The organism is Pseudomonas nicosulfuronedens, from assembly GCF_005877905.1.
Lineage (GTDB): Bacteria > Pseudomonadota > Gammaproteobacteria > Pseudomonadales > Pseudomonadaceae > Pseudomonas > Pseudomonas nicosulfuronedens.
Genome location: NZ_SWDV01000023.1, coordinates 57,452 through 84,130 on the forward strand (window position 1 = coordinate 57,452; position 26,679 = coordinate 84,130).

Annotated in this window: 23 protein-coding genes, 1 other RNA gene and 1 riboswitch; of the genes, 10 read left to right on the forward strand and 14 right to left on the reverse strand. The window is 65.3% G+C overall.

The features are described 5' to 3' along the window. The first annotated feature begins 36 nt into the window (after positions 1-36). The 7 genes from FAS41_RS17795 to ssrA all read left to right on the forward strand — a co-directional run bounded on the left by FAS41_RS17795 (position 37) and on the right by ssrA (position 8,371). Entirely contained in the window at positions 37-714 is a 678-nt protein-coding gene (locus tag FAS41_RS17795; protein ID WP_138524541.1) for a response regulator, read from the forward strand. Further along, a complete protein-coding gene (locus FAS41_RS17800) occupies positions 711-2,114 on the forward strand; it encodes a sensor histidine kinase (RefSeq protein WP_138524544.1) in 1,404 nt (467 codons plus the stop codon). Before FAS41_RS17795 ends, FAS41_RS17800 begins: the two co-directional genes overlap by 4 nt. An 83-nt stretch (positions 2,115-2,197) precedes the next feature. Beyond that, positions 2,198-2,464 carry a hypothetical protein gene (locus tag FAS41_RS17805; RefSeq protein ID WP_138524546.1) on the forward strand — a complete coding sequence of 89 codons (267 nt, stop codon included), beginning with the start codon at positions 2,198-2,200 and terminating at the stop codon, positions 2,462-2,464. Positions 2,465-2,614: 150 nt separating this feature from the next. Next, entirely contained in the window at positions 2,615-5,899 is a 3,285-nt protein-coding gene (locus FAS41_RS17810) for an acetyl-CoA carboxylase family protein (protein ID WP_138524548.1), read from the forward strand. 37 nt (positions 5,900-5,936) lie between these two features. Next, positions 5,937-6,105, forward strand: a riboswitch (yybP-ykoY riboswitch). Positions 6,106-6,161: 56 nt separating this feature from the next. Beyond that, positions 6,162-7,175, forward strand: coding sequence for a sodium:calcium antiporter (locus FAS41_RS17815; RefSeq protein ID WP_138524550.1), 1,014 nt, complete (start codon positions 6,162-6,164; stop codon positions 7,173-7,175). 86 nt (positions 7,176-7,261) lie between these two features. Continuing rightward, positions 7,262-7,939, forward strand: coding sequence for a type 1 glutamine amidotransferase domain-containing protein (locus tag FAS41_RS17820; protein WP_138524552.1), 678 nt, complete (start codon positions 7,262-7,264; stop codon positions 7,937-7,939). 74 nt (positions 7,940-8,013) lie between these two features. Next, positions 8,014-8,371, forward strand: a transfer-messenger RNA (tmRNA) gene (ssrA, locus tag FAS41_RS17825). A 61-nt stretch (positions 8,372-8,432) separates the two neighbouring features. Here the strand turns inward: ssrA and FAS41_RS17830 are convergent. The 4 genes from FAS41_RS17830 to FAS41_RS17845 all read right to left on the reverse strand — a co-directional run bounded on the left by FAS41_RS17830 (position 8,433) and on the right by FAS41_RS17845 (position 11,214). After that, a complete protein-coding gene (locus FAS41_RS17830) occupies positions 8,433-8,735 on the reverse strand; it encodes a hypothetical protein (RefSeq protein WP_138524554.1) in 303 nt (100 codons plus the stop codon). A gap of 113 nt (positions 8,736-8,848) precedes the next feature. After that, complete coding sequence (locus FAS41_RS17835; protein WP_138524556.1) at positions 8,849-9,520, reverse strand: YceH family protein; 672 nt, start codon at positions 9,518-9,520, stop codon at positions 8,849-8,851. A 61-nt stretch (positions 9,521-9,581) separates the two neighbouring features. After that, positions 9,582-10,376, reverse strand: a complete 795-nt coding sequence (locus FAS41_RS17840) for a cache domain-containing protein (protein ID WP_246084891.1) — start codon at positions 10,374-10,376, stop codon at positions 9,582-9,584. Between the two features lie 91 nt (positions 10,377-10,467). Next, positions 10,468-11,214, reverse strand: a complete 747-nt coding sequence (locus tag FAS41_RS17845; protein WP_246084892.1) for a FadR/GntR family transcriptional regulator — start codon at positions 11,212-11,214, stop codon at positions 10,468-10,470. A 296-nt stretch (positions 11,215-11,510) separates the two neighbouring features. On the opposite strand from FAS41_RS17845, the gene FAS41_RS17850 reads away from it, so the two are divergent. Then, positions 11,511-13,004, forward strand: coding sequence for an aldehyde dehydrogenase (locus FAS41_RS17850; protein WP_138524558.1), 1,494 nt, complete (start codon positions 11,511-11,513; stop codon positions 13,002-13,004). Between the two features lie 131 nt (positions 13,005-13,135). After that, on the forward strand, positions 13,136-14,620 hold the full coding sequence (locus FAS41_RS17855; RefSeq protein WP_138524560.1) for an APC family permease: 1,485 nt from the start codon (positions 13,136-13,138) through the stop codon (positions 14,618-14,620). Positions 14,621-14,771: 151 nt separating this feature from the next. Here the strand turns inward: FAS41_RS17855 and FAS41_RS17860 are convergent, their stop codons facing one another. The 7 genes from FAS41_RS17860 to FAS41_RS17890 all read right to left on the reverse strand — a co-directional run bounded on the left by FAS41_RS17860 (position 14,772) and on the right by FAS41_RS17890 (position 22,197). Continuing rightward, complete coding sequence (locus FAS41_RS17860) at positions 14,772-15,443, reverse strand: flavin reductase family protein (protein WP_138524562.1); 672 nt, start codon at positions 15,441-15,443, stop codon at positions 14,772-14,774. A gap of 11 nt (positions 15,444-15,454) precedes the next feature. Further along, positions 15,455-16,954: an amidohydrolase family protein gene (locus FAS41_RS17865; protein ID WP_138524564.1), complete on the reverse strand. Its 1,500-nt coding sequence runs from the start codon at positions 16,952-16,954 to the stop codon at positions 15,455-15,457. After that, positions 16,951-18,150, reverse strand: a complete 1,200-nt coding sequence (locus tag FAS41_RS17870) for an amidohydrolase family protein (protein WP_138524566.1) — start codon at positions 18,148-18,150, stop codon at positions 16,951-16,953. Before FAS41_RS17870 ends, FAS41_RS17865 begins: the two co-directional genes overlap by 4 nt. Positions 18,151-18,298: 148 nt before the next feature. Next, positions 18,299-19,351, reverse strand: coding sequence for an extracellular solute-binding protein (locus FAS41_RS17875; RefSeq protein ID WP_138524568.1), 1,053 nt, complete (start codon positions 19,349-19,351; stop codon positions 18,299-18,301). A gap of 73 nt (positions 19,352-19,424) precedes the next feature. Continuing rightward, positions 19,425-20,216 (reverse strand): ABC transporter permease, encoded by a 792-nt coding sequence (locus FAS41_RS17880; RefSeq protein WP_038803366.1) that lies wholly within the window; start codon positions 20,214-20,216, stop codon positions 19,425-19,427. Beyond that, a complete protein-coding gene (locus tag FAS41_RS17885; protein WP_171049504.1) occupies positions 20,213-21,124 on the reverse strand; it encodes an ABC transporter permease in 912 nt (303 codons plus the stop codon). The genes FAS41_RS17880 and FAS41_RS17885 overlap by 4 nt, the downstream gene beginning before the upstream one ends. A 2-nt stretch (positions 21,125-21,126) precedes the next feature. Continuing rightward, positions 21,127-22,197 (reverse strand): ABC transporter ATP-binding protein, encoded by a 1,071-nt coding sequence (locus FAS41_RS17890; protein ID WP_017516843.1) that lies wholly within the window; start codon positions 22,195-22,197, stop codon positions 21,127-21,129. A gap of 140 nt (positions 22,198-22,337) precedes the next feature. Here FAS41_RS17890 and FAS41_RS17895 point away from each other — a divergent pair, with 140 nt between their 5' ends. Next, positions 22,338-23,024, forward strand: coding sequence for a GntR family transcriptional regulator (locus FAS41_RS17895; RefSeq protein WP_088416334.1), 687 nt, complete (start codon positions 22,338-22,340; stop codon positions 23,022-23,024). Positions 23,025-23,248: 224 nt separating this feature from the next. On the opposite strand, the gene yjiA is transcribed toward FAS41_RS17895, so the two are convergent. The 3 genes from yjiA to FAS41_RS17910 form a co-directional block, all read right to left on the reverse strand. Continuing rightward, a complete protein-coding gene (yjiA, locus tag FAS41_RS17900) occupies positions 23,249-24,247 on the reverse strand; it encodes a GTPase (RefSeq protein WP_138524570.1) in 999 nt (332 codons plus the stop codon). A 77-nt stretch (positions 24,248-24,324) separates the two neighbouring features. Continuing rightward, positions 24,325-24,528: a YbdD/YjiX family protein gene (locus FAS41_RS17905; protein WP_015478970.1), complete on the reverse strand. Its 204-nt coding sequence runs from the start codon at positions 24,526-24,528 to the stop codon at positions 24,325-24,327. Between the two features lie 12 nt (positions 24,529-24,540). Then, the gene (locus FAS41_RS17910) at positions 24,541-26,607 is read right to left on the reverse strand and encodes a carbon starvation CstA family protein (protein ID WP_138524572.1); all 2,067 of its coding nucleotides are present in this window, start codon (positions 26,605-26,607) and stop codon (positions 24,541-24,543) included. Positions 26,608-26,679: the final 72 nt, after the last annotated feature.

Consider the following 26,679-nt stretch of genomic DNA (forward strand, 5'->3'; position numbering starts at 1 on the left):
CTATCCTGCTGCACAGAGCCGGCTGAGGGGGCATCGATGAGAATCCTGTTGGCAGAAGACGACCAGCTGCTGGGCGATGGCATTCGCGCAGGGCTCGGTCTGGAAGGCGACACCGTGGACTGGGTGAGCGATGGCGTGGCCGCCGATCAGGCGCTGGCCACCGATGAGTTCGACCTGTTGGTCCTCGACCTCGGGCTGCCGCGCAAGGACGGCCTGGAAGTGCTGCGCGGCCTGCGCCGCCGGGGTGACATGACACCGGTGCTGATCCTCACCGCCCGCGACAAGGTGGCCGACCGCGTGGCCGGCCTCGACGCCGGCGCCGACGACTACCTGACCAAACCTTTCGACCTCGATGAACTGCTCGCCCGTGTCCGCGCCCTGACCCGCCGCCACACCGGCCGCGCTGCACCGCTGCTGCAACACGGCGAACTGGCACTGGACCCGGCCACTCACCAGGTCAGCCTGGCCGGTTCACCGGTTGACCTGGCACCACGCGAATATGCGCTGCTGCGCCTGCTGCTGGAACAACGCGGCAAGGTACTGTCCCGTGCTCGCCTGGTGGAGGCCCTCTACGGCTGGGACGGCGACCTGGAAAGCAACGCCATCGAAGTCCATATCCACCACCTGCGGCGCAAGCTGGGCAACGGCCTGATCCGTACCGTGCGCGGTATCGGCTACGGCATCGACCGCCCCGAAGGCGCCGCACGAGCTTGAGCAGCTCGCCGCCCCGCGCCGGTTCCATCAGCCGGCGCCTGTTGCTGACGCTGATCGGCGGTGTGTCCGTGCTGTGGCTGGTAGCCGGCCTCTTCACCTATCACCTGACCCGCGAGCAGGTGAACCGGCTCTACGACCAGGACATGATCGACTTCGGCCAGGCCGCCCTGAGCCTGGTCGACGTCGCCGACGCCATCGACCCACAATCCAGCGACGCCATGGAAATCCTCGCGCGCAGCCGCAAGGCCATCGAAGGGCTGCCACTGATCCGTCGCGAAGCCACGCTGGGCTACGCCATCTGGTATCGCGGCCAACCGCTGCTGGCCACCCACAAGCCGCCCGGGGGAATCGAGGCGCAACCGCCGGGCTTCTCCGACCTGCTCAGCGGCGGGGTCAACTGGCGCGTCCTGCAGATGGCCACGACGGGAGCGGATGAAGTGCGCATCTGGGTCTTCGAGGACCTGCACTACCGCCACAAGACCCTGCATCTGCTGCTGTTCAGCGCCCTGTTCCCGTTGCTGCTGGCACTGCCGCTGTTCGGCGTACTGGTCTGGTTCGGCGTGCGCCAGGGACTGGCGCCGCTGCGCAGCCTGATCGAACAGGTGCACCAGCGCGGCGCCCACAGCCTCCACCCGCTGGCCCTGAGTCGCGCACCGGTGGAGGTGCACAGCCTGGTCAACGAACTGAACCTGCTGCTGGAGCGCCTGCATTCGGCGATGGAAGCCGAGCGCCGGCTGACCAGCGACGCCGCCCACGAAATCCGCACGCCACTGGCCAGCCTGCGCACCCACGCCCAGGTAGCACTGCGCTCGTCCGACCCGGCCGCCCACGCCCATGGGCTACAACAGGTCAGCCGCAGTGTCGAACGGATCAGTGCGCTGATGGAGCAGATCCTCCTGCTGGCGCGGCTCGATGCCGAAGAGCTGCACGAAATCTTCGCCCCGGTGGACCTGCGCCTGCTGGCCGAAGACACCATCGCCGATCTCGCGCCGCAAGCCATCGACAAACAGATCGAACTGACCCTCGACAGCCAGGAGGTCACGCTGCGCGGCGTAGCGGCGTGGCTCGGGCTGATGCTCACCAACCTGGTCGGCAACGCCTTGCGCTACACCCCCGAAGGCGGCCGCGTGGCCGTCAGCCTTGAGAGCACGAGCGACCGTCTGACCCTCTGGGTCCGCGACAACGGCCCCGGCGTAGCCCCGGCCGAACAGGCAGCGATCTTCACCCGCTTCTACCGCAGCCCCAGCGTCGCCAGCAGCCACGGCAGCGGACTGGGCCTGCCCATCGTCAAGCGCATCGTGGAAATCCACCACGGGCGCATTTCCCTGCACGAAGGGCTGGACGGTGCCGGTCTGGGCGTCTGCGTCGAACTCCCGGTCACCACCGGGCCGATTCTCTGAACCCCGCGCGAATCACGGCAGTCCACCCTGTACGGTCCGCTCGTGCGGTCCGCGACAACGGTCAAGTTGACAGGAGTACTGCCATGAAACGTGCCGCCCTGCTCATTACAGCCGCCCTGCTGACGTCACCGGCTTTCGCCGCCGACCTGTGCAGCGACAATCTCCAGAAAGTCGATGACGCGGTAAAAACCGTCACCAACAACACCCAGGCCCAGGAGCAGGCCATGCGCCTGCAGGAAAAGGCCGCCCAGGCCCAGGCCGCGGGTGACACCAAGGCCTGCATCGCGCAGACCGAAAAAGCCCTGCAGCTGCTGAAGAAAAACGCCGGCGACGGCGGAGCCAACGGGTGATCCCGCACGCGGCGGCCGGCCTCTCACCGGTCGCCGCTCATAAGGCCCACTAAGCCTGTGCCATTCGCAACGCCGTAGTTGATTCCCCGCTCTCCCCACCCGCCTAAGATGGTGCGATTCCCGACCACAAGAATCACAACCGGAATCGCCATGCCCGTCACCCGCCTGCTCATCGCCAACCGTGGCGAGATCGCCATCCGCATTGCCCGCGCCGCTGCCGAGCTGGGTATCCAGACGCTGGCGATCTTCGCCGAGGACGATGCCGCCTCGCTGCACACGCGCCGGACCGACCAGGCCGCAGCCCTGAAAGGGCGCGGCGCCAGCGCCTACCTGGACCAACAGCAGATCATCGACATCGCCCTGGCCCACGGCTGCGACTCGGTGCATCCAGGCTATGGCTTCCTTTCCGAGAGCGCCGATTTCGCTCGCCGCTGCGAAGCCGCCGGGCTTACCTTCGTCGGCCCCTCGGCGGAAGTGCTCGATCTCTTCGGTAACAAAGCCCGTGCACGCGACCTCGCCCGTGATCACGGTGTAGCCCTCGCAGCCGGAAGCAACAGCGCCACATCATTGGAAGATGCCGAACGCTTCTTCCGCGAACTGCCCGCCGGCGCCGGCATGATGATCAAGGCCCTCGCCGGCGGCGGCGGACGTGGCATGCGTGCGGTACACCGCGCCGATGAAATCGCTGACGCCTATGCCCGCTGCCAGGCCGAAGCCCGCGCGGCGTTCGGCGATGATCGGCTCTATGTCGAGCGCCTGATCCAGTGCGCCCGTCACATCGAGGTGCAGGTGATCGGCGACGGTCGTGTCGTCAGCCACCTGTGGGAACGCGACTGCACCCTGCAGCGGCGCAACCAGAAACTGCTGGAGATCGCCCCCAGCCCCAACCTGCACCCGCGCCTGCGGGGCGCCATCCTCGCTGCCGCGGTGCGGTTGGCCGAAGCCGTGGACTACCGTGGCCTGGGCACCTTCGAGTTCCTGCTGGACGAGGACAGCGGCGACTTCGTGTTCATGGAAGCCAACCCGCGCCTGCAGGTGGAACACACCATCACCGAAGCGGTGACCGGCATCGACCTGGTCCAGGCACAACTGCGCATCGCCGCCGGCGCCAGCCTCGCCGAGCTGAACCTGACCCAGGCCGAGATTCCCGCGCCGCGCGGCCACGCCCTGCAACTGCGGATCAACCTGGAAAGCCTCGCCAGCGACGGCACGCCCCACCTCGCCTGCGGCACCCTGAGCGCCTACGAGCCGCCCAGCGGCCCCGGCCTGCGCGTGGATGGCTACGGCTACGCCGGTTACCGCAACAGCGCCGGCTACGACTCGCTGCTGGCCAAGCTGATCGTCCACGGCAACGGCGGTTATCCACAGCTGGTGCAGCGCGCCTACCGGGCGCTCTGCGAATTCCGTCTGGAAGGCGTGGCGAGCAACATACCGCTGCTGCTCAATCTACTGCGCCAGAGCGCAGTGGCCGACAACCAGGTCACCACCCGCTATATCGAAGAACACCTGGCCACACTGCTGGGCGCACAGGAGCACGCGCACCCGCATCGCTTCTTCAGCCACGCTGGCGTATCCGCGCAAGCCCAGCGTGCCAGCGAAGCGCCGGCTGGTTGCGTCCCACTCGCTACGCCCAGCGCGGGCGTGCTGGTCAGCCTGAACGTCTCCACTGGCGACGCCGTCGCCCAGGGCCAGACCATCGCCGTCGTCGAGGCGATGAAGATGGAATTCGAGGTCAAGGCCAGTGCCGGCGGCATCGTCCACAGCCTCGCCGCCACACCCGGTGATAGCCTCGGCGAAGCCGATGCGCTGCTGTTCGTCGAACCGATGGACATAGAAGCGCAGGGCCCTGAAAGCAACGACGCCATCGACCTGGGCGCGATCCGCGCCGACCTGGCCGAAGTCCTCGAGCGTCACGCCATCGGTCTCGACGAGCGCCGCCCGGAGGCTGTCGCCAAGCGCCACAGGATCGGCAAGCGCACCACTCGCGAAAACCTCACCGACCTGCTCGATGACGGCAGCTTCATCGAATACGGCGCCCTGGCCATCGCCGCCCAGCGTCGTCGCCGCAGCGTCGAGGAACTGATCGCCAGCAGCCCTGCCGACGGTATGGTCAGCGGCCTGGGCAGCATCAACGCCGCGCAGTTCGGCGACGAGAAGGCCCGCTGCCTGGTGCTGGCCTACGACTACACGGTGTTCGCCGGCACCCAGGGCGTGATGAACCACAAGAAGACCGACCGCATGCTGCACCTCGCCGAGCAATGGCGCATCCCACTGGTGCTCTACGCGGAAGGTGGCGGCGGGCGTCCGGGCGACACCGATTTCGTCGGCGTGGCGGGGCTGGACAACATGAGCTTCGTCGGCCTGGCGCGACTCTCCGGACTGGTGCCGCTGGTGGGCGTGGTCTCCGGTCGCTGCTTTGCCGGCAACGCCGCGCTGCTGGGCTGCTGCGACGTGATCATCGCCACCCGCGATACCAGCCTAGGGATGGCTGGCCCGGCGATGATCGAGGGCGGCGGCCTGGGCAAGTTCGCCCCCGAGGAAGTCGGCCCCAGCGACGTACAGAGCTCCAACGGCGTAATCGACGTACTGGTGGAAGACGAGGCCGAGGCCACTCGGACGGCGCGCCAATACCTCGCCTATTTCCAGGGCGACACCGCTGATTGGGAATGCGCTGACCAGCGCTTGCTGCGCCACGCGGTGCCGGAGAACCGCCTGCGCGTCTACGACATCCGTCAGGTCATCGAACAGTTGGCCGACAGCGGATCGGTGCTGGAACTGCGCCGACACTTCGCCGCCGGGATGATCACCGCGCTGGTGCGCATCGAAGGCAAGCCCTTCGGGCTGATCGCCAACAACCCCATGCACCTGGGTGGTGCCATCGATGCCGAGGCCGGCGACAAGGCCGCTCGCTTCATGCAACTGTGCGACGCCTTCGACCTGCCGATCATTTCCCTGTGCGACACCCCCGGCTTCATGGTCGGCCCGGAAGCGGAGAAGACCGGCACCGTGCGCCACGTCTCGCGCATGTTCGTCACCGCCGCCAGTCTCACCGTTCCATTCTTCACCGTGGTCCTGCGCAAGGGCTACGGCCTCGGCGCCCAAGCCATGGCCGCTGGTAGCTTCCACTCGGCGCTGTTCACCATCGCCTGGCCCAGCGGCGAGTTCGGCGCCATGGGACTGGAAGGGGCAATCCGCCTCGGCTATGCCAAGGAGCTGGCCGCAATCGAAGACCCGCTAGAGCGACAGAAGCTGTTCGACAAGCTGGTCGCTGCGGCCTACCGCAACGGCAAGGGACTGAACATGGCGAGCTATCTGGAGATCGACGACGTCATCGACCCGGCCGACACCCGCCGCTGGTTGCTGCGCGGCCTGGCATCGACGCCGAAGCCCGCAGCACGCCAGGGGAAAAAACGTCCGCTGATCGATACCTGGTGACGCATGGGTTGAGCTGCTCGCCCGATCCGCTAGAATGCGCGGCGTCATTGGGGAGTAGCCGACCGTTCGACGAACGGGGGCGACGTCAACACACTTGGCCCGCAGGCCATGGCGTCGTCAGCAGCTTTGCCTGGCAAGACCTTTGACCACGCGATCTCCGCAACGGCCGGGGAGATGCGTGGTCATGGGTACTTACACCGGCCGGGAGCTTCACCGTGATGCACCACCCCACTCTTCGCTCCACCCGTCTGGAGCTGCGCGCATGCTGACCTTCATTCTCGAACTGCTCGGCATGCTGCTGGTGATCCTGATCGCCGCCGAACTCTTCACCAACGCGCTGGAACACTTCGGCGAGCGCCTCGGCATCTCCGAAGGCGTCACCGGTTCGCTGTTCGCCGCCATCGGCACTGCCCTGCCGGAGACCCTGATCCCACTGCTGGCGCTGTTCGCCGGCACCAGCAATGTCAATCTCAACGAAGAAGTCGGCGTCGGCGCCATCCTCGGCGCACCGCTGATGCTCTCCACCCTGTCCACCTGCCTGATGGCGCTCGCCGCCTGGCGCGCTCGTGGCCTGTTCGGACGCATCCGCCCCGAGCGCACGGGCATGCAGCGCGACCTGAACTTCTTCCTGGTCGCCTTCAGCTTCGCCACCATCGCCATGTTCGTGCCTGCTGAACTGCACTCCGTGCGCGTCGCCCTCAGCGTGCTGCTGGTACTGACCTACGTGGGCTACATCACGCTGACCCTCCGCGCTTCGCAGAGCCTGGTGGAAGACGGCCACGGCACCGAGGCCGACCATCGCATGTACCTGTCACGCATGGGCCTGCCGACCAACCTCGCCACCATCCTGCTGCAACTGCTGCTGGGCCTGGTGCTGCTGGTGCTGGGCGCCAAGGGCTTCATCCATGGTGTGGAAGGCCTGTCGCACATCCTGGGGATTTCAGCACTGCTTCTGTCGCTGCTGATCATCCCCATCGCCACCGAACTGCCGGAGAAGATCAACAGCATCCTCTGGGTGCGCCGTGGCAAGGACACCCTGGCCTTCGGCAACATCAGCGGCGCGATGGTGTTCCAGGGCACCCTGCTGCCCGCCATCGGTATCCTGCTTACCCCCTGGCAGCCGCGCATCGAAGTGCTCACCGGCGTGCTGGTCACCCTCGGGGCTGCGCTCTGGCTGCGCATCAACGCCCAGCGCGGCGGCGGCCTGCCAATCTGGGTACTGATGCTCAACGGCGTGCTGTACGCCGCCTATCTGGGTATCACCCTGTCGCGCTGACGCGGACGGCTCATTGCCTACACTGACAGTCCGGGCTGCCGTTTCGGCGGCAGCCGCATGACTAGCGATACGCCGAAGGAGTGAGCATGAAAATCCTGGTAGTCCTGACCTCCCACGACCAGCTCGGCAGCACCGGCAAGAAAACCGGCTTCTGGCTCGAGGAGTTCGCCGCGCCCTACTACGTGTTCAAGGATGCCGGCGCCAGCCTGACCCTGGCCTCGCCCAAGGGCGGCCAGCCACCGCTCGACCCCAAGAGCGACGAGGAAGGCGCACAGACCCCGGCTACCCTGCGCTTCCGCCAGGACAGCGCAGCCCAGGCCGAGTTGGCCAACACCGTGAAGCTCAGCGAGGTGAAGGCAGACGACTTCGACGCCGTGTTCTACCCCGGCGGCCACGGCCCGCTCTGGGACCTGGCCGAGGACCGCACCTCGGTGGCGCTGATCGAGGCCTTCCATTCCAGCGGCAAACCCGTCTCCGCCGTCTGCCATGCTCCAGCCGTGTTCCGCCATCCCCACGGGCTCGACGGCCGCCCGCTGGTGCAGGGCCGACACGTCACCGGCTTCTCCAACAGCGAGGAGGACGCCGTGGGCCTCACCGACGTGGTGCCCTTCCTCGTCCAGGACATGCTCAAGGCCAACGGAGCCCGTTACAGCAAGGGTCCGGACTGGCAGAGCCACGTCGAGGTGGATCGCGGCCTGATCACCGGACAGAACCCCGCGTCCTCCGAGGCCGTGGCCGAAGCCGTGCTGAAATTCCTGAGCTGACAACACCTTGCGCCGCCCCGGGTGGCTATCGGGGCGGCTTTCCCGTAGAATGAATCCCGACCTTGAAAGGTTTTGGGGCCGATTAGGATTCGACGCCGGTAACAAAACTCGAGGGGCATGCCGAGTAGGTGACAGTTCTCGTAAATCAGCTGCCACAACTTTATAGTTGCCAACGACGACAACTACGCCCTAGCAGCCTAAGTGCCGCTAGCAGACCCTAGGGGATGCCTGTAAACCCGAAGATTAGGTCTGTCATATAGAACAGGATCGCCGCCAAGTTCGCTGTAGACGTAACGGCTAAAACTCATACAGCTCGCTCCAAGCGCCCTGCCACTCGGGCCGCAAGGAGTTAACCTAATAGAGATGGCTAAGCATGTAGAACCGACAGCGGAGAACTGGCGGACGGGGGTTCAAATCCCCCCGGCTCCACCAAATCCAAAGAAAAAGGCGCTGAGCCTCAAGCCCAGCGCCTTTTTTCTTGCCCGCGATTTGCCTAGAGCGTCAGGAAGCCCAGCCGCGGCATCAGCGGTTCGGCCTGCTCTTCCGCCACCACTTCCACGCAAGGTTTGCGCAGGCGCAGGCGTTCGGCGTTGCACAGCAATGGACCGTCCTCGTCCGCGGCGCCGAAGGGATCGTCGATCAGCACACCCTTGATTACCCCCTGGCGGAACAGTTCGCGGATGGCGAACAGGTTGGCTTCGCGGGGGCCGGCAAGATCGCTGATGGATTTGAAGTCGGTTTCCGTGAGCTGGCTGAGCACGGCGGTCAGCTGGGCCTGGGAGGGTTTGCGACTCATGGGGTACTCCGGGGTAAAGCGGGGTCAAGCCTGACTATCGGGATCAAATGTTAACGCTGGATTAGCGCGCTGACAGACCGACCTTGGTCGGCCTGTCGGGGGAATCTTCCGAATCAGTCTCGGGGAATGCCCATCTCCAACAACGCGAGGCGCTCCTCGAGAGCCGCAATACGGCCTTCCAGTTCGACCAGACGGCCTTCGTCATGACCGCCGCTGTCGCTGCGCTCGCCGGAAGCACGGCTACCGCTGGCGGCAATGGCAGCCTCGCGGTCTTCATCGGTGCCCAGCAGGTGCATGTAGCGGTCTTCACGCTGGCCGCTGAGACGCTCCAGCTGCAAGGCCATGCCGCGGCCGGCGAGGCGCTCGAGCTGGTGGCGGACTTCCTCGGTATCGTCGAAGTCGTGCATGCGCTGGCTGCGGGTGAGCAGTTCGTTGAGGGTCTGTGGGCCGCGCAGGAACAGCAGGCCGAGCAAAATGACCTGCGGTTTCACCAGCTCCAGTGCCTTGTCCAACCGCTGTTCCCAGCGGTCGGCACGGCTGCCCATGACCAGGCGGGTCATCTCGCGGCCTTCGAGGTGGCGCAGGGACTGACCGACCTGCCCGGGCGTGAGGTTCATCACCGGGTCGCGGCTGGTCTTCTGGTTGCAGGCGGTGACCAGGGCGTTGAGGGTCAGCGGGTAGGCTTCAGGCGTGGTGAGCTGCTTTTCGATCAGGCACCCGAGAACGCGGGCATCCGTTGCACTCAGGGGTTCAAAGTCGGTGAGGGTGTCGAGCGACTGGCTCATGGCGGTATCCGTCGATGAGGGAACCGCCCTAGCCTAGCCGTTTACGCGGCGTTTGGCAGCCTCAGGCAGCGCCGGCCAGGCGTCGGTTCAGCGGTCGTTCGATGACTGACCAGTGCGAGAACGACGCCGCCAGCTCCTGTTCACGCCCCTGCGCATCCCGCCCCAGCGTGCGTCGGGCGAGGTCACCGGTGAACCAGTTGGCAGTATTGGCTGCGACAACACGCCCTTCTCCATTGACCACCAGGGCCTCGTGCCCCATCTGCATCAGGCTGCCCAACAGCACGCTTTCGAACTCGTGCAGAGCAATGTCCGCGGCGGCAACGCCGATGAAGCGGCCGTCCACCTGGATCGGCACGGAGAAGGCGAGGATGTACAGGTCGGTACCGTAGAGGTCGACGAAGGGCCCAACCACCGAGGGCTGCCCACTGGCGCGCGGGCGGGAGAACCAGGGCATGTTGAGGTAGTTGTAGAAGCTTTCGCTGCGCCGGTTGAAGTTCAGGCTCATGGGCACGACCTTGTCACCGCGGCCGTGGTACCACCACTCCAGATACATGTCCTGGTCGGCCAGTTCGCCCGGCTCGATCACCACGCCGGTGCCGTGCAGGCGCGTGCCGTCATCGGTGAGGTCGTGCTGGATGCGCGGGCGTAGTGCGCCGAGGTCCTTAGAGGACGGGCGCTTGCCCTCCTCCGCCAGCGTGCGCCAGATCGCTACGACTTCGCCCGCCAACTCGTCGAGACGCTGGAAAACGTTACGGATGGAAGCGTCGATGCGCTGTGCACAACGCTGGAGTTCATCCGTGGGTTGTTCGCTGGACATGACCGGGGCCTCGCTGTTCTTGTCGTTGTTCTTGCTCAAGGGCGCGCCAGAGAGGCTCGCAAAGTCGGATCGATGAGTCAGTCTGTGCGCCCGCTCGGCCGCGCCGTGAAAGCAGCAAGCGCTGTGCCAGTCAGCCGTCGTCGGCGAGCAGGCTCAGGCGCAGGTTGATCAGCCGCTTGATGCCGCGCGTGACGTGGGCTTCGGCCAGCGCGCCGGCCAGGTTCGAGTCGCCGGCGCTGATCGCTTCGAGAATGGCCCGATGCTCCATCTCGATGGCAGCCGCCCCAGGGAATCCGTCCACGGGCAGCCATAGCCATTCGCCGATTTCCGCCTGCAGCCGGGTTTCCGCATGGGTCAGGCGCACGGACTGCGCGGCCACGGCAATCTCGATGTGGAAACGCGCATCGGCGCGGCGCTGCTCCTGCCGGGTAGTGGCGCTCGCCAGGGCATCGAGGTACTGCGCGATGCGCGCCTGCTCATCGGAGGTGGAACGCTGCGCCGCCAAGCGCGCGGCAGCACCGGCGATGGCGACATGCTCATCGCCCAGGTCGCGCAGTTCCAGCGCACTCATCTGGCGCAGTTGCCCCAGCAGGGCGTCCTCGGACGTGTGCTGCGGCGAGCAAACAAAACTGCCGCCGTTGCGACCGCGGCGTGTCTCGATCACCCCACGTTCGCGCAGCTCCGCCAACGCGTCGCGCAGGGTCACGGTGGCGACGCCGAACTGCATCGCCAGCTCACTCTCACTGGGCAGTTGCTCGCCTTCGGCGTAGAGGCCGAGGTCGACCATTTCCACCAGCCGGCGCGCGACTTCTTCGGTGCGCCCTTCCTGGCGCAGGCGCATGAAGCTGGCGGGGCGGACTTTCCTGAATTCGTTCATAGGCGGCAAGGCGAGGGGCGCGGACGCTTCCTGCGCGAAATGTTCCTGTTCTGGAGTGCATGGCGAAGTCTACCGGCAAGCCCGGCTGCAGCTCCGCGCAAAACTATGTCTCCATATTTTTAAATCGCTTTCCGGACTTTCAGCAAGGGTATTTCGCACGAAAACTCCTTTCCAACGCTCATTTTTCGACCTGTATTGGCAACCGCAAAAACATAAGATATGGTTTCAAATGTATTTGCCAGCGACGGTCCGCAGGCCGTCTCCGCCCACAACAGCAAGAACGAGGAGCGATACGCATGAGCCAGCCAACCCGCGCCGAATGGGAAGCCCGCGCCAAGACCCTGCAGATCGAGGGCCGCGCCTTCATCCAGGGTGAGTACCTTGCCTCCGCCTCCGGCGAAACATTCGACTGCATCAGCCCGGTGGACGGCCGCCTGTTGGCCAAGGTCGCCAGCTGCGATGCCGCCGATGCCGAGCGCGCCGTACAGAGCGCCCGCGCCACCTTCGACTCCGGCATCTGGTCGCGTGAAGCGCCGGCCACCCGCAAGGCCGTGATGATCCGCTTCGCCGCCCTGCTGGAGGAGCACGCCGAGGAGTTGGCGCTGCTGGAAACCCTGGACATGGGCAAGCCCATCGGCGACTCACTGAACGTCGACCTGCCGGGCGCCGCCGATTCGCTGCGCTGGAGTGGCGAGGCCATCGACAAGGTCTACGACGAAGTCGCTGCTACTTCCCATGACCAGCTCGGCCTGGTCACCCGCGAACCGGTGGGCGTGGTCGCCGCCATCGTACCGTGGAACTTCCCGCTGATGATGGCCGCGTGGAAACTCGGCCCGGCCCTGGCCACCGGCAACTCGGTGATCCTCAAGCCGTCCGAGCGCTCGCCGCTGACCGCTATCCGTATCGCCCAGCTGGCCATCGAGGCCGGCCTGCCCGCTGGCGTGCTGAACGTGCTGCCCGGCTACGGCCACACCGTCGGAAAGGCTCTGGCGCTGCACATGGACGTCGATACCGCGGTGTTCACCGGCTCCACCAAGATCGCCAAGCAGCTGATGGTCTACGCCGGTGAATCGAACATGAAGCGCGTCTGGCTGGAAGCCGGTGGCAAGAGCCCGAACATCGTCTTCGAGGACGCCCCGGACCTGCAGGCCGCCGCCGAAGCTGCTGCTGCAGCCATCGCCTTCAACCAGGGCGAAGTGTGCACCGCCGGTTCACGCCTGCTGGTGCAGAAGTCGATCAAGGCGAAGTTCCTGCCGCTGGTGGTCGAAGCCCTGAAAGGCTGGAAAGCCGGCCACCCGCTGGACCCGGACACCAACGTCGGCGCCCTGGTCGACGGCCGCCAGCTGGAGCAGGTACTGGGCTACATCCAGGCCGGCCAGGACGAAGGCGCGAAGATCCTCACCGGCGGCAAGCGGGTGCTGGAGGAAACCGGCGGCACCTACGTCGAGCCGACCCTGTTCGATGGCGTGAGCAACGCGATGAAGATCGCCCGTGAGGAAATCTTCGGCCCGGTGCTCTCGGTCATCGAGTTCGAGGACGCCGAAGAAGCCATCCGCATCGCCAACGACACCCCGTACGGACTGGCCGCGGCGGTCTGGACCCGCGACATCTCCAAGGCCCACCTCACCGCCCGCGCCCTGCGCGCCGGCAGTGTGTGGGTGAACATGTACGACGGCGGCGACATGACCGCGCCCTTCGGCGGCTTCAAGCAGTCGGGCAACGGTCGTGACAAGTCGCTGCACGCCTTCGACAAGTACACCGAGCTGAAGGCGACCTGGATCAAGCTGTAACGCGATCCGGAACACGAGAGGTTTGGAGCAAGACGGCGCGCGGGTCGAACCGCGCGCCGAACAATAACAACAACGCTTTCCGTTGCACCCGATTGGCTGCCGACGCGAAAACCTCAAACAGGACATCCACGATGAACAGCTCGATCCAGCCAGGCGCCGCCCTGGACCGCGACGCGGAGCAACTCCGCGCGCTGGGCTACACCTCCAATTTCGAACGCAGCATGACCCTATGGCAGAACTTCGCCCTGGGCTTTACCTACCTCTCGCCGGTGGTCGGCGTATACACCCTGTTCGGCCTGTGCCTGGCCGCCGGCGGCCCGCCGATGTTCTGGTCCTACCTGCTGGTGGGCATCGGGCAGATGCTGGTGTGCCTGATCTTCTGCGAGGTCGTCTCGCAGTTCCCCATCTCCGGCGGTGTGTATCCCTGGGCGCGACGCCTGGTGGGCAAGCGCTGGGCCTGGATGGTCGGCTGGATCTACTCGGTGTCGCTGTGCGTGACCATCGCCGCCGTGGCTCTTGGCGCAGGGCCGTACATCGCCACGCTGCTCGGCTTCGAATCGACGCCGGTGACCAATACCCTGGTGGCCCTGGCGCTGACGGTGATCGCTACCCTACTCAACCTGTCCGGCACCAAGCTGCTGGCCCGCGTGGCAATGTTCGGCTTCATCTGCGAACTACTCGGCGCGCTGGTGATCGGCACCTACCTGCTGATCTTCGAACGTCATCAGCCGTTCTCGGTGCTGTTCAACACCTTCGACATCCGCATCGACGGTAGCTACTGGCCGGCCTTCCTCACCGCCTCGCTGGCGGGGATGTTCCTCTACTACGGCTTCGAGGCCTGCGGTGACGTCGCCGAGGAAACCCCGAACCCCAGCCGCCGTATTCCGAAGGCCATGCGCATGACCATCTGGATCGGCGGCGGCGCAGCCATCTTCGCCGCCCTGGCGCTGATCCTCGCGGTACCGGACATGGCCGCAGTGATCTCCGGCGCCGACAAGGACCCGATGACCACCATCCTCGACAACGCCTTCGGCGTGACCGGCGCGCGCCTGGTGATGGCGGTGATCATTGTCTCGTTCGTTTCCTGCGTGCTCAGCCTGCAGGCCGCCGCCAGCCGCCTGCTGTACTCCTACGCGCGCGACGAGATGGTGATGGGCAGCGGCCTGCTCAAGCGCCTGTCGCCCAACACCCACGTACCGGTCGCCGCGCTGATCGCTTGCGGCGTGATCCCCAGCGTGATCGTCTGCGCCGGCTTCTACCTGCAGAACGCCATCGCCATGGTGGTGAGCTTCGCCGCCATCGGCATCTACCTGTCGTTCCAGATGATCGTCGGCGGTGCACTCTTCGCCCGCCTGCGCGGCTGGAAGCCGAGCGGCGCCTTCACGCTGGGCAACTGGGGCTGGCTCGTGAACATCCTGGCGCTGACCTACGGAGTTCTGGCGATCATCAACATGTCCTGGCCGCGCACGCCGGATGCTCCCTGGTACCTGAACTACGGGATCATCCTGGTGGGTGGCATCGTGATCCTGCTGGGCCTGGCCTACATGACCCTGTTCCGCCCCTACGACAAGGGCACCGCGCCCCACGGGGACGCGTGGAAGCTGCATCAGCAGTAAGTGTTGGAGTGAAATGCAAACGCCCGGCAAGGATGCCGGGCGTTTGCATTTCTGCAGAACGTTTTGTGTAGGAGCGAGCTTGCTCGCGAATGGATTCACCGGGAAATTCGGCGTTGGGCGGGTTCGCGAGCAAGCTCGCTCCTAGAAGGGTTCAGGCGAGCTCTTCGGTTTCAGGCCAGAGACGCTGACCTGCGCCGGGAGCCTCCATCCATTGCTTGAGCGAACGTGTCGGCAGGTCGAAATACTCCCGTGTACGCGCATAGCCATGCCCGCCCATGCGGCCGATGGCATCGAGGCCGAGCTGGTCGATGTAGAGCGTCGCAGGATCGATCAGGTCGTCGCGCACATGGGCCATCAGCACTTCACCGAGGATGATCTCCCGCGACTGGCCGATGGACAGCGCCATCATCCGTCGGCACTCCAGCGCCACCGGCGCCTCGCCGATGCGCGGGCAGCCGACGCGGGTGCCGGGGATGGCGGTGAGGCCGGCGGCGACCAGTTCGTCGAAGCCCGGCTCGAAGGGTACGGCGCAGACGTTCATGGCTTCCACCAGCGCATCGGAGACGATGTTCACGGTGAACTCCTGGTTCTGCCGGATGTTCAGCGTGGTGTCCTTCGGGCTCAGGTCGCTGTAGTTCTCCACGCCCAGGGCGAGGATCGGCGGGTCGGCCGAGAGGGCGTTGAAGAAGCTGAAGGGCGCCGCGTTGGCGCGCCCCTCGGCGTCGATGGTAGTGACCAGGGCGATGGGCCGGGGCACCACGCTGCCGATGAGGATCTTGTATTTTTCGCGGGCGGAGAGCTGCTGGAAGTCGAAGCTGAGCATGGGGTGATCCTTCACGGGGCCTTTGGTGTGCGCGCGTCGAGCAGTGGTGCGCCGGCGCTGTACGAATCGGCAAAGGGAATCGCGGAACGGAACAGTGTGCGCCACGGTGGGTTGCCGAATGCACGCTCGGCGTGGTGCTGCATCTGTTTCTGGAACAGTGCGTCGGCACGGCGCTGCAGGTCGGCGTAATCGACGCCGATCACCTGGCCGTCCTGCATCACGCTGCGGCCGTCGATAAAGCTGGCGATACAGTCGTCGCCGCGGCCGGCGGTGAACAGGTTCTTCAGCGGGTCGAAGAACGGGCCCTGATGGAAGTCTCCGAGGCGGAACACCGTGATGTCCGCGCGGGCGCCGATGGCGAGGCGGCCAAGGTCATCGCGGCCCAGCGCCTGGGCGCCGCCGAGGGTGGCAGCGTTGTACAGATCGAGCATGCGCGTGTGTTCGGCATCGCCTTCCTTCACCCGCGCGATGTTCAGGCCCTGGCGCAGGTTGTCGAGCATGTCCGCCGGGAAGGTATCGGTGCCCATGGCAAGGTTGATGCCCCGCGCACGGTAGCCACCAAAGGAGTCCAGCGCATCCCCTTCGCGGGCGAACACCACGGGGCAATGCACCAGGCTCGTGCCAGTGTCGGCGAGGCGCTGCAGCTCGTGCTCACCGCTGTGCAGGATGCCGTGGGGCAGCACGCTGCGCGGATTGAGCAGGCCGTAGCGGTCGAGCCACTGCAGCGAGGACGTGTCGTGCAGGCGACGCACCAGCTCCACTTCGTAGCGCGACTGACAGCAGTGCAGGCGCAGCGGCGCGTTCAGTTCACGCTGCACGGCGGCGGTGCGCTCCAGCAACGCGGGGGTGCAGGTCTCGATGCGATCCGGCAGCAGCGCGCCGTGCACCAGGCCGCCTTGCGTGCCATCGAAGTCGCGGAAGAAGCGTTCGGCCTGCGTCAGCCCGGCAAGGCCGGCGGCTTCGTCCCAGTGCTGCGCGGCGCTGCCGTCAGCGCGGGCGTAGGTCATCCCGCTCATGTAGCAGGGACCCAGATAGGTACGCAGGCCCAGCTCGCCGGACAGCTCGGCTACCCCGGCAATTTCGTCGTAGTGCTCGGCCCAGCGCCGGTAGTACATGGAGGTGATCGGCATGGCAGTGGTGATGCCGTTGCGGATCAGCTGGGTGAAGGCGTAGCGGTACTTGAACAGCTCCTCGTCCGGGCTGTAGCACTCGCCCGGGCCAGCGCGCAGATAGTCCTCGGACCAGACGCGGCCCATGTTCCATTCGGCGCCGTTATCCAGGGTGAGCACCGTGGAATCAAGATCGCCGAGGGCATCGAGGTCGATGAAACCTGGGCCGATCAGCGCGTGACCGTAATCGATCCATTGGCTGACGTTACCGGGAAAGCCACGTCCGACGAAGAGAATTTCCCCTCCCTCGAACACCACTTCGCCGTGGCGCCAGAGCACGTGCTGCCTGCCGTCGAAGCCAACCACGAAACTGGCTTTCAGGCCAATGCGGGGCTTGCTCACAGACGCGACTCCACAAGACGGCCCTGCTCGGCGATCAGCTTGCCGGCCTTGAACACCTGGCGCTGGGCCGGGCGCGCGACCACGGCCTCGCCGAGGGTTTCGACCGGCAGCAGGAGAAAGTCCGCTGGCGCACCGGCCTCGATACGCGCCGGCTCCCGGCCCAGCGCGCGAGCGCCGTTAGCAGTGGCAGCGGCGAAGGCGGCGGCAAGGTCGTCGTCCTTGCACAGGTCGAAGCGGAAGGCCAGCAGCATGGCACGCTCGAGCATGTCGCCATTGCCCATGGGTGACCAGGCATCGCGGATGCCGTCGCTGCCCAGGCAGAGGTTCACGCCGGCTTCGCGCAGGGCGAGGAACGGCGGCACCGGGGTATCGGCCGGGGCGGAGCTCATCAGGGAAATGCCCAGTTCGGAGAGTCGTTCGGCCAGCGGCTCGACCTGCTCCCAGGGCGCCATACCCAGGCAGTAGGCGTGGCTGATCATCACCTTGCCCTGCAGGCCGTGGCGCTCGGTGTAATCGGCGATGCGGGCGATCTGCCAGAGGCCCAGCTCACCCTTGTCGTGCAGGTGGATATCGACGCCACGGCCGAACTCCACGGCGAGGCCGAAGACGATATCCAGCTGGGCGATGGGATCGTCGTCGATGCCACAGGGGTCGAGGCCGCCGACGTTTTCCACGCCCAGCGCCATCGCCTCGCGCATCAGCTCGGCGGTGCCGGGGCGGCTGACCAGGCCGGTCTGCGGGAAGACCACGAACTGCATGTCGATCAGATCGGCGTAGCGCTCGCGCAGCGCCTGCATCGCGACCACATGGCGCAGGCCCAGCTCGGGGTCGATGTCCACGTGGCAGCGGAAGGTCAACGAGCCACGGGCGATGCACTGCTCCAGCAACGCGCCGGCACGTTCGGCAATCGGAGCTTCGATCTCGCGCAGCACACGGCGCTCGTTGGCGATGTAATCCTTGAGCGTGGGACCGGCACTGTTGGGGCGCCAGGGTTGGCCCCACAGGGTCTTGTCCAGGTGGCAGTGACTCTCTACCAGCGGCGGCAGCAGGAGCTGGCCGGCACCGTCAATGTCGTCCGCTTCGATGGCAGCGCCACTGGCCGGGCGGCGCTCGGCGATGCGGCCATTGTGGATCAGGAAATCTTCCGCCGCGCTGCCGAGCGGGCGGATGTTGCGCAGCCAGTAGCTGTCGGTCATGGGGACCTCGGAACAGAAAATTGGATCGGTGCTGCTTTGTAGGATGGGTGGAGCCTGCGATACCCATCGTTTGCCGGCCGCATGGGTATCGCTGCGATCCACCCATCCTACGAAGAGCGAATAACGAGCATGAGCTTCGGGTGAAGAATCAGCCCTTGAGCTTGGACCAGATGCGGTCCTGCAGCTCGCGGGACTTGTTGCTGCATTCCTTTTCCAGGCGCAGCCGCTGTGCGTACTCCTCGGGCATGTTGATGGCGTCCATGACCTTCCACTTGGCGTCGAGCAACTGGTCGGTCTGGATGCCATTGGAATAGGCGATGGCGTTGGTCACCGCAGCGGCGTTCTCGGGCTTCATCATCCAGTTGATGAAGACCTTGGCGTTCTCCGGGTGCGGAGCGCTTTTCGGCACGGCGAAGTTGTCCTGGAAGGAGGCCACGCCTTCGCGCGGGTAGACATACTTGATGGTGCTCTTCTGCAGGGTGGCGCGAGCGGTGGAGCCGTTCCAGTTCTGCATCAGCACCACTTCGCCGGAGGCCATGCGGTCCACGGTGTTGTCCGAGCTGTACATCTTCAGGAAGGGCTTCTGCTTCTGCAGCAGTTCGAGAATCTTCTTGGCGTCCTGCGGGTTCTCGGTGCACTCGTCGACGTTCAGGTAATGCGCGGCGGCGTTGATCAGGCTGCTTGGGGTATCCAGCGCGGCGACCTGCCCCTGCAACTCGGGACGCGGCTCGAAGAACTCCTTCCAGGAATCGTCCAGCTTGCCACCCGGCACCCGTGCGCTGTCGTAGGAGAAGCCCGTGGTGCCCCACAGGTAGGGAGCCGAATACTTGCGCCCCGGATCGAAGGCCGGATCGCGGAAGGCCGGTTTGACGTACTGGAAGTTCGACAGCGTGGGCGTGTCGATTTCCCGCAGCAGGTCCTGCTTGATCAGCGTCTGCATGATCGAGTGCGACGGCACGATCACGTCGTACGCGGCGCCGCCGGCCTGCAGTTTTGCCAGCAGGGTTTCGTTGCTGTCGTAGCCATCCATGGTGACCTTGATGCCGGTCTCCTTCTCGAACTTGGCCAGCAGCTCCACCGGGTAGTAATCGGTCCAGTTGTAGAAGAACAACTGCTTGGGCTCCTCGGCCTGGGCGCTGCCGGCGGCCAGCAGGGCGAGGGACAAACCGGCAAGGCCGTGACGCAGGGCATTCAACTTCATGGCTTTCTCCAGAGACAAAAAGTCCGAAACAAAGGGTCCAAAAGCGAAAGATCCAAAGGCGAAAACTGGGCAGTCAGGCGTCCGGTTTGCCGCGCTGGCCGAGCCAGTACGACAGCACCACGAGGACGATGGAAATCACCAGCATGAGCGTCGAGATGGCGTTGATCTCGGGCGTTACCCCGGCCTTGATGGCCGAGAAGATGTAGACCGGCAGCGTCGTCGAGCCGGGGCCTGCAACGAAGAAGGTCATGATGAAATCGTCGAGGCTGACCACGAACGCCAGCACTGCGCCGGAAAGCACCGCCGGCCACAGCAGCGGCAGGGTCACGCGGCGGAACACCTGGTAAGGGCTGGCGTACAAATCGCCGGCGGCTTCCAGCAGGCTCTTGTCCAGATCGTTCAGTCGCGCACGGATCGGCAGGTAGGCGAACGGAATGCAGAAGCCGACGTGGGCGACGATCACCGTCAGCAAGCCGAGCTTGATGCCCAGCGACATGAACAGCAGCAGCGTGGCCACAGCGATGACGATCTCCGGCAGGATCAGCGGCAGGTTGATGCCGCCCTCCACCAGCCGCCGTCCGTAGAACGGCCGCGAGGTCGCCAGTGCCGCCGCCAGGGCGATCGCCGTGGACAGCACGGTGGCGAAGCCGGCGACCACCAGCGAGTTGAAGGCTGCTGCCTGGATCGACGGGTTGGCGACGATCTTGCCGTACCAGGCAAAGGAGAATTCGGTCCACACCGTGGCCGAACGGTTGGCGTTGAAGCTGTAGGCGATCAACACGAAGATCGGCAGGTACAGGTACGCCAGCACCAGCAGGCTGGTCTCGCGGGTGCCGGGGAGTTTCTTCAGGTGCTGGGCGATCATGCGTTGGCTCCTCCCAGATGGACGGCCTTGGCGGCGCGGCGGCTATACAGGGCGAACGCGATCAGCGCGAGCAGCATGATCGCCAGCAGCAGGAACGACAGCGAGCCGCCCAGCGGCCAGTTACGCGCAGTGCCGAACTGTTGCTGGATCAGGTTGCCGATCATCAGGGTCTTGCCGCCGCCGAGGATGGCGGGGGTAATGAAGGCGCCCAGGCTCGGCACGAACACCAGCAGGGAGCCGGCGATCACGCCAGGCATGGACAGCGGCAGGATCACCCGACGCAACGCCTTCCAGCGGTTGGCGCCGAGGTCGTAGGCGGCCTCGACCAGGCGCCAGTCAAGCTTCTCCAGGGTCGAGTAGATCGGCAGGATCATGAACGGCAGGAAGCTGTAGACCAGGCCGACGCAGACCGCGAAGTCGTTGTAGAGCAAGGTGATGCCGCCGGCCTGGGGGAACAGCGCATTGACCGTCTGGGCGATCCAGCCGTGCTCGCGCAGGATGATCAGCCAGGCGTAGTTGCGGATCAGCAGGTTGGTCCAGAACGGGATGGTGATCAGCAGCACCATGAGGTTGCGCGAGCGCTCGCTCAGGCTGGTCATCCACAGTGCCACCGGGAAGCCGAAGAGGAAGCACAGCAGCGTGGTGCCGCCGGCCTGGAACAGCGAGCGCAGCAGCGCCTGGGCGTAGACCCAGTTGAGCTCCAGGTTGCCGTCGAAGTCTTCCTGGAAGAACAGCTGCACGTAGCTCTGGATCTGCCAGTCGGCGTGCCAGTCGACACCGCCATAGAGGTTGCGCGGCAGCAGACTGATGTAACCCATGATCGCCAGCGGGATGGCGATCAGCCCGAGCAGCGTCAGCGCTACCGGGCTGAGCAGCAACAGGCGTCGGGTAGTGGGCGACTCCTTCATGCTCAGGCCTCCATCAGCAGGCAGGCCTGGGGCGGCAGGTGCACCGCCACGGCCTCGCCGACGTCACGGGCGCGGCCGCCCTCGTTGCTCTCGCGCAGGGTGATCTGCGAGGCATCGGGCAGGCGGCAGCGATACAGCGTGGCGGTGCCGACGTACATCACCGTCTCGATCACCGCGCGCAGGTGATGCGGTTGCGAGGGGTCGACCAGCTTCGAGCGCTCCGGGCGGAAGGCCAGTTGCACGCTGGCGCTGCTCAGGCCCGCCGGCAGCTCGCAGGGGATTTCCGCCGCCATGGCATTGGGATGGAAGCCGCCCTGGCGCATCTGCCCGGGGAGGAAGTTGATGTCACCGATGAACTGCGCGACGAAGCGATGGGTCGGGCGCTCGTAGATTTCGTTGGGCGTGCCGATCTGCATGATGTTGCCGTGGGACATCACGGCGATGCGGTCGGACAGGGTCAGCGCTTCTTCCTGGTCGTGGGTGACGAAGATGAAGGTGATGCCCGCCTCTTCCTGTACGCGCTTGAGCTCGACCTGCATCTCCTTGCGCAGCTTCAGGTCCAGCGCGGACAGCGGTTCGTCCAGCAGCAGCACCGAAGGCTTGGGCGCCAGCGCACGGGCCAGGGCCACGCGTTGTTGCTGGCCGCCGGACAGCTCGGCCGGCTTGCGCCGCGCCAGGTGTTCCATCTGCACCAGTGCGAGCATTTCCTTGACCCGGCCGGGAATCTCGCCACGCGCCAGGCCCTGCATCTCCAGGCCGAAGGCGATGTTCTCGCTCACCGACATGTGCGGGAACAGCGCATAGCTCTGGAACACGGTGTTGATACGGCGACGGTAGGGCGGCAGGTCGTTGACCCGCTCGCCACCGACGAGGATGTCGCCGGAGGTGACGTTCTCGAACCCGGCGATACTGCGCAGCAGTGTGGTCTTGCCGCAGCCGGACGGCCCCAGCAGGGTGAAGAACTCGTTATGGGCAATGTCGACCGAGACCTCGTTGAGGGCGGGAGCGACGTTGGGATCATCGGTGTAGCGCTTGCTGACCCGACGCACCTCGACTGACGACGAGTGATTCATTTTGGTGCATTCCTCTTGTTTTTGTATGCAATATTTGAATGCAATCTAGAAATAGCTGATGTATTTTTCTTCTGCAACTGGTTTTGCACGGACGGTTTTGCGGCATCCTTTGACGGGTCAAGCAAGAGGCGGAGTCGGCCATGACGGAGAAACACCCCGAGTCCACGGTGGAACGCGTCTACCAAGGGGTTTACGAGGCAATCAGCAAGCGCACCCTGCGCCCCGGCATGAAGCTGGGCGAGGCGGCGTTGGCGGAATTGTTCAAGGTCAGCCGCACTTCGGTGCGCGCGGCGCTGAAACATCTGGAAGCGGACGGGCTGGTTTCCAGCGCGCTCAACAAGGGTGCATGGGTGTCACTGCCCAGCGACGAGGAGATCCGCTCGCTGTTCGAAACCCGGCGGCTGATCGAGATCGGCATCGTCAGCGAACTCTGCCGCCGCGCGGACAGCGCGATCATCCAGGACCTGCGCGACCACGTAGCGCTGGAAGAGGCAACCCACGACCAGGACCACGCACGGTTCGTCCATCTGCTGGGCGAGTTCCACCTGAAGCTGGCGGCGGCGCTGAACAACCCGGTGCTGCTGGACTTCTTCCGCAAGTTGATCGAGCGCGCCTCGCTCTACGCCACCACCCTGGACGACGACCAGCACGAAACCTGCCGCGGCAACGAGCACCAACGGCTGATCGAGTACATCGAGTCGGGTAACCAGGCGGCGGCCATCGAACTGACCTGCATGCACCTGAATGCGATCGAACAGGCCATTCTCAAGGCGGCGGGGAACCTGAAGGCGGATTACCATCCGCTCAAGCATCTGATTGGTGGCTGACGCCGCGCTGGCAGGGTTTGGTAGGAGCGAGCTTGCTCGCGAACAAAAGCTCCCGGCTGACGCCGAAGCCCGCCACCGCACCGGGCCCCCCTCTCCCTTCAGAGAGAAGGACTGTACGGCGCGAGCGTTGAAAACGGGAGTTAGCCGAGAGCGCTGGTTCGCGAGCAAGCTCGCTCCTACGAAGAGCCAGACAAAACGCCCGGCATCTGCCGGGCGTTTTGCATTCAGGCGGTGGGGCCGCCTGTAATGCGATCGAAGCCCCGACGGATTTCCTCTTCGGGAAGGTTGTCACCGATGAAGACGATCACGCTCTCGCGCTGTTCGTTGCCCTTCCATTCGGTGTCCCAGTCGAACCCATACAGCCGCAGCACACCCTGGAACACCAGGCGGCGTTCCTCGCCGGCGATGTTCAGCACGCCCTTGTAGCGCAGCAGCGAGTTGCCGTGCCATTGCAGCAGGTCGTCCATGAATTCGCTGAGGCGTTCGATTTCCAGCGGCTGGTCGCTGCGCAGCACCAGGGTGGTGATGCGGTCGGTGGTGTCCGCCGCCGGGCGAACCGGCCGCAGCAGCGGGCGCAGGCCAACGTCGGCATTGAGGTTGAAGCCGCGTACATCGAGCAGGCGCTCCAGTTCGATGGCGCCGTGTTCCACGACATGGATCTCGGCACGGCGGTTGATGCGCTGCAAGCGTTCAGCCAGAGCCTCGTACTGAGCTGGCGACACCAGGTCACTCTTGCTCACCAGGATGCGGTCGCCAAAGCCGACCTGGGCCTGGGCGATCGCCTCCTGCAAGTGACGCTCGGCGTTGGCGGCGTCCACCAGGGTGATGATGCCATCGAGCAGGTAGCGCTCACGCAGGGTTTCGTCGACGAAGAAGGTCTGCGCCACTGGGGCCGGATCGGCCAGGCCGGTGCACTCGATCACCACGCGGTCGAAGTCCAGCTCGCCGCTGTCACGGCGCTCCAGCAGGACGTAAAGCGCGCGCTCAAGGTCGCTATTGATGGTGCAGCAGACGCAGCCATTGGACAGCGTCGTCACCTGCACGGCCTCGTCGCCGAGCAATTGAGCGTCGATGGGGGTCTCGCTGAATTCGTTCTCGATCACGGCGATCTTCAGGCCATGCTCGGCCTTGAGGATGTGCTTGAGCAGAGTGGTCTTGCCGGCCCCGAGGAAGCCGGTGAGGACAGTCACCGGAATCTGCGGTGCGCTTGCGGAATCGGTCATGGGAACTTCCAGGCAATCGGAAAAGAAAACGGGCCGCGATCGCTCGCGGCCCGTCCGTTATACACCCATCCGCGCGATCAACAGCAGCGGATCGGCCTTCCCTTGCCGCCACCGTAGCGCGCCTCCTGGCGCTCGCGGAAGAACTCCTCGTAGGTCATCGGAGTCTTGTCCGGGTGCTTGTTCTGCATGTGCTGAACGTAGGTGTCGTAATCGGGCATGCCGACCAGCATGCGTGCGGCCTGCCCGAGATACTTACCCATGCGGCTGAGGTCGTTGAACATGATGCTCCTCCGTCAGGCGTCCGGGATCGGCTGGAACGGAGCTTCCTTGTCGGTGCGCTCCTTCTTGGTCCAGGCGCTGGCGCCTACCTTGATCGCGTACACCAGCACGCTGAACACCACCAGCAGGAACAGCACGGTGAGGCCGGCGTTGATGTAGGCGTTCATCATCACGTGCTGCATCTGGCCGATGTCCTTGGCCGGGGCGATGATCTGACCAGCGTCCAGGCCGGCGGAGTACTTCTTGCCCAGGGCGATGAAGCCCACAGCCGGGTTGCTGTCGAACAGCTTGATCAGGCCGGCGGTGGTGGTGCAGATCAGCAGCCAGGCGGCCGGCAGGGCGGTCACCCAGACGTACTGCTGGCGCTTCATCTTGATCAGCACGACGGTGGAGAGCATCAGCGCGATACCGGCGAGCATCTGGTTGGAGATGCCGAACAGCGGCCACAGCGTGTTGATGCCACCCAGCGGATCGACCACGCCCTGGTACAGCAGCCAGCCCCACAGCGCGACGCAGCCGCCGGTGCCGATGATGTTGGCAGTCCAGGATTCGGTCTTCTTCAGCGCCGGGACGAAATTGCCCAGCAGGTCCTGCAGCATGAAGCGCCCGGCACGGGTGCCGGCGTCCACCGCGGTGAGGATGAACAGCGCTTCGAAGAGGATCGCGAAGTGGTACCAGAAGGCCATGGTGTTCTCACCCGGCAGCACCTGGTGGAGGATGTGCGCGATGCCCACGGCGAGGGTCGGCGCACCACCGGCACGGGCCAGGATGGTGGTCTCGCCGATGTCCTTGGCGGTCTGGGTCAGCACTTCCGGGGTGATGGTGAAGCCCCAGCTGCTGACGGTCGCGGCCACGGCAGTGACGTCGGTACCGACGACCGCCGGCGGGCTGTTCATGGCGAAGTAGATGCCCGGCTCGATGACCGAGGCGGCGACCATCGCCATGATGGCCACGAAGGACTCCATCAGCATGCCGCCGTAGCCGATGTAGCGGGCGTCCGGCTCGCGGTTGAGCAGCTTGGGCGTGGTGCCCGAGGAGATCAGCGCGTGGAAGCCAGAGACGGCGCCACAGGCGATGGTGATGAACAGGAACGGGAACAGGCCGCCCTTCCATACCGGGCCGGTTCCGTCGGTGAACTGGGTCAGCGCCGGCATTTTCAGCTCCGGCGAAACGATCACGATGCCGATGGCCAGGGCGATGATGGTGCCGATCTTGAGGAAGGTCGACAGGTAGTCACGCGGCGCCAGCAGCAGCCACACCGGCAGGACTGAGGCGATGGCGCCGTAGGCGATCAGCATCCAGACGATCTGCACGCCATGGAAGGTGAACACCGGGGCCCACTCTGGGCTGGCGGCGATCTGGCCACCAAGCCAGATGGAGCCCAGCAGCAGGATGATGCCTACCACCGAAATCTCGCCGATGCGGCCCGGGCGGATGTAGCGCATGTACACGCCCATGAACAGCGCGATCGGGATGGTCGCCAACACGGTGAACATGCCCCACGGGCTTTCGGCCAGGGCCTTCACCACGATCAGCGCGAGCACCGCGAGGATGATGATCATGATCAGGAACGCGCCGAACAGAGCGATGGTCCCCGCCACCTGCCCCATTTCCTCGCGGACCAGCTCACCCAGCGAACGCCCGTTGCGGCGGCTGGAGATGAACAGCACCATGAAATCCTGCACGGCACCGGCCAGCACCACGCCGGCAATCAGCCAGAGCGTGCCGGGCAGATAGCCCATCTGCGCAGCCAGTACGGGACCGACCAGCGGGCCGGCGCCAGCGATGGCAGCGAAGTGGTGACCGAAGAGGATGTGCTTGTTGGTCGGGACGTAGTCCAGGCCGTCGTTGTTGAGGACCGCGGGGGTCGCTCGGTTGGCATCCAGCTGCATCACCTTGGTGGCGATGAACAGGCTGTAGTAGCGGTAGGCGACCAAGTAGATGGCAACCGCCGCGACGACGATCCACAGTGCGTTGATGGCTTCGCCGCGACGTAGTGCCACGACTCCCAAGGCAAATGCACCGACTATCGCCACCGCCAGCCAGGCGAGGTGACGTAGCAGGCTGTTGTTATTGTTCATAGCGAGGCTTCCGACAGTTTGAAGGCGAGAATTCGCAGAAAAATTCTAGTCTTTTCCAGCGACCCATTCATA

Excerpts from the sequence above, each read along its gene's own strand:
- FAS41_RS17795 (WP_138524541.1), top strand. The coding sequence starts at position 37 with ATGAGAATCCTGTTGGCAGAAGACGACCAGCTGCTGGGCGATGGCATT.
- FAS41_RS17805 (WP_138524546.1), top strand. The coding sequence starts at position 2,198 with ATGAAACGTGCCGCCCTGCTCATTACAGCCGCCCTGCTGACGTCACCG.
- FAS41_RS17810 (WP_138524548.1), top strand. The coding sequence starts at position 2,615 with ATGCCCGTCACCCGCCTGCTCATCGCCAACCGTGGCGAGATCGCCATC.
- FAS41_RS17815 (WP_138524550.1), top strand. The coding sequence starts at position 6,162 with ATGCTGACCTTCATTCTCGAACTGCTCGGCATGCTGCTGGTGATCCTG.
- FAS41_RS17820 (WP_138524552.1), top strand. The coding sequence starts at position 7,262 with ATGAAAATCCTGGTAGTCCTGACCTCCCACGACCAGCTCGGCAGCACC.
- FAS41_RS17830 (WP_138524554.1), bottom strand. The coding sequence starts at position 8,735 with ATGAGTCGCAAACCCTCCCAGGCCCAGCTGACCGCCGTGCTCAGCCAG.
- FAS41_RS17835 (WP_138524556.1), bottom strand. The coding sequence starts at position 9,520 with ATGAGCCAGTCGCTCGACACCCTCACCGACTTTGAACCCCTGAGTGCA.
- FAS41_RS17845 (WP_246084892.1), bottom strand. The coding sequence starts at position 11,214 with ATGAACGAATTCAGGAAAGTCCGCCCCGCCAGCTTCATGCGCCTGCGC.
- FAS41_RS17850 (WP_138524558.1), top strand. The coding sequence starts at position 11,511 with ATGAGCCAGCCAACCCGCGCCGAATGGGAAGCCCGCGCCAAGACCCTG.
- FAS41_RS17855 (WP_138524560.1), top strand. The coding sequence starts at position 13,136 with ATGAACAGCTCGATCCAGCCAGGCGCCGCCCTGGACCGCGACGCGGAG.
- FAS41_RS17860 (WP_138524562.1), bottom strand. The coding sequence starts at position 15,443 with ATGCTCAGCTTCGACTTCCAGCAGCTCTCCGCCCGCGAAAAATACAAG.
- FAS41_RS17870 (WP_138524566.1), bottom strand. The coding sequence starts at position 18,150 with ATGACCGACAGCTACTGGCTGCGCAACATCCGCCCGCTCGGCAGCGCG.
- FAS41_RS17875 (WP_138524568.1), bottom strand. The coding sequence starts at position 19,351 with ATGAAGTTGAATGCCCTGCGTCACGGCCTTGCCGGTTTGTCCCTCGCC.
- FAS41_RS17880 (WP_038803366.1), bottom strand. The coding sequence starts at position 20,216 with ATGATCGCCCAGCACCTGAAGAAACTCCCCGGCACCCGCGAGACCAGC.
- FAS41_RS17885 (WP_171049504.1), bottom strand. The coding sequence starts at position 21,124 with ATGAAGGAGTCGCCCACTACCCGACGCCTGTTGCTGCTCAGCCCGGTA.
- FAS41_RS17890 (WP_017516843.1), bottom strand. The coding sequence starts at position 22,197 with ATGAATCACTCGTCGTCAGTCGAGGTGCGTCGGGTCAGCAAGCGCTAC.
- FAS41_RS17895 (WP_088416334.1), top strand. The coding sequence starts at position 22,338 with ATGACGGAGAAACACCCCGAGTCCACGGTGGAACGCGTCTACCAAGGG.
- yjiA (WP_138524570.1), bottom strand. The coding sequence starts at position 24,247 with ATGACCGATTCCGCAAGCGCACCGCAGATTCCGGTGACTGTCCTCACC.
- FAS41_RS17905 (WP_015478970.1), bottom strand. The coding sequence starts at position 24,528 with ATGTTCAACGACCTCAGCCGCATGGGTAAGTATCTCGGGCAGGCCGCA.
- FAS41_RS17910 (WP_138524572.1), bottom strand. The coding sequence starts at position 26,607 with ATGAACAATAACAACAGCCTGCTACGTCACCTCGCCTGGCTGGCGGTG.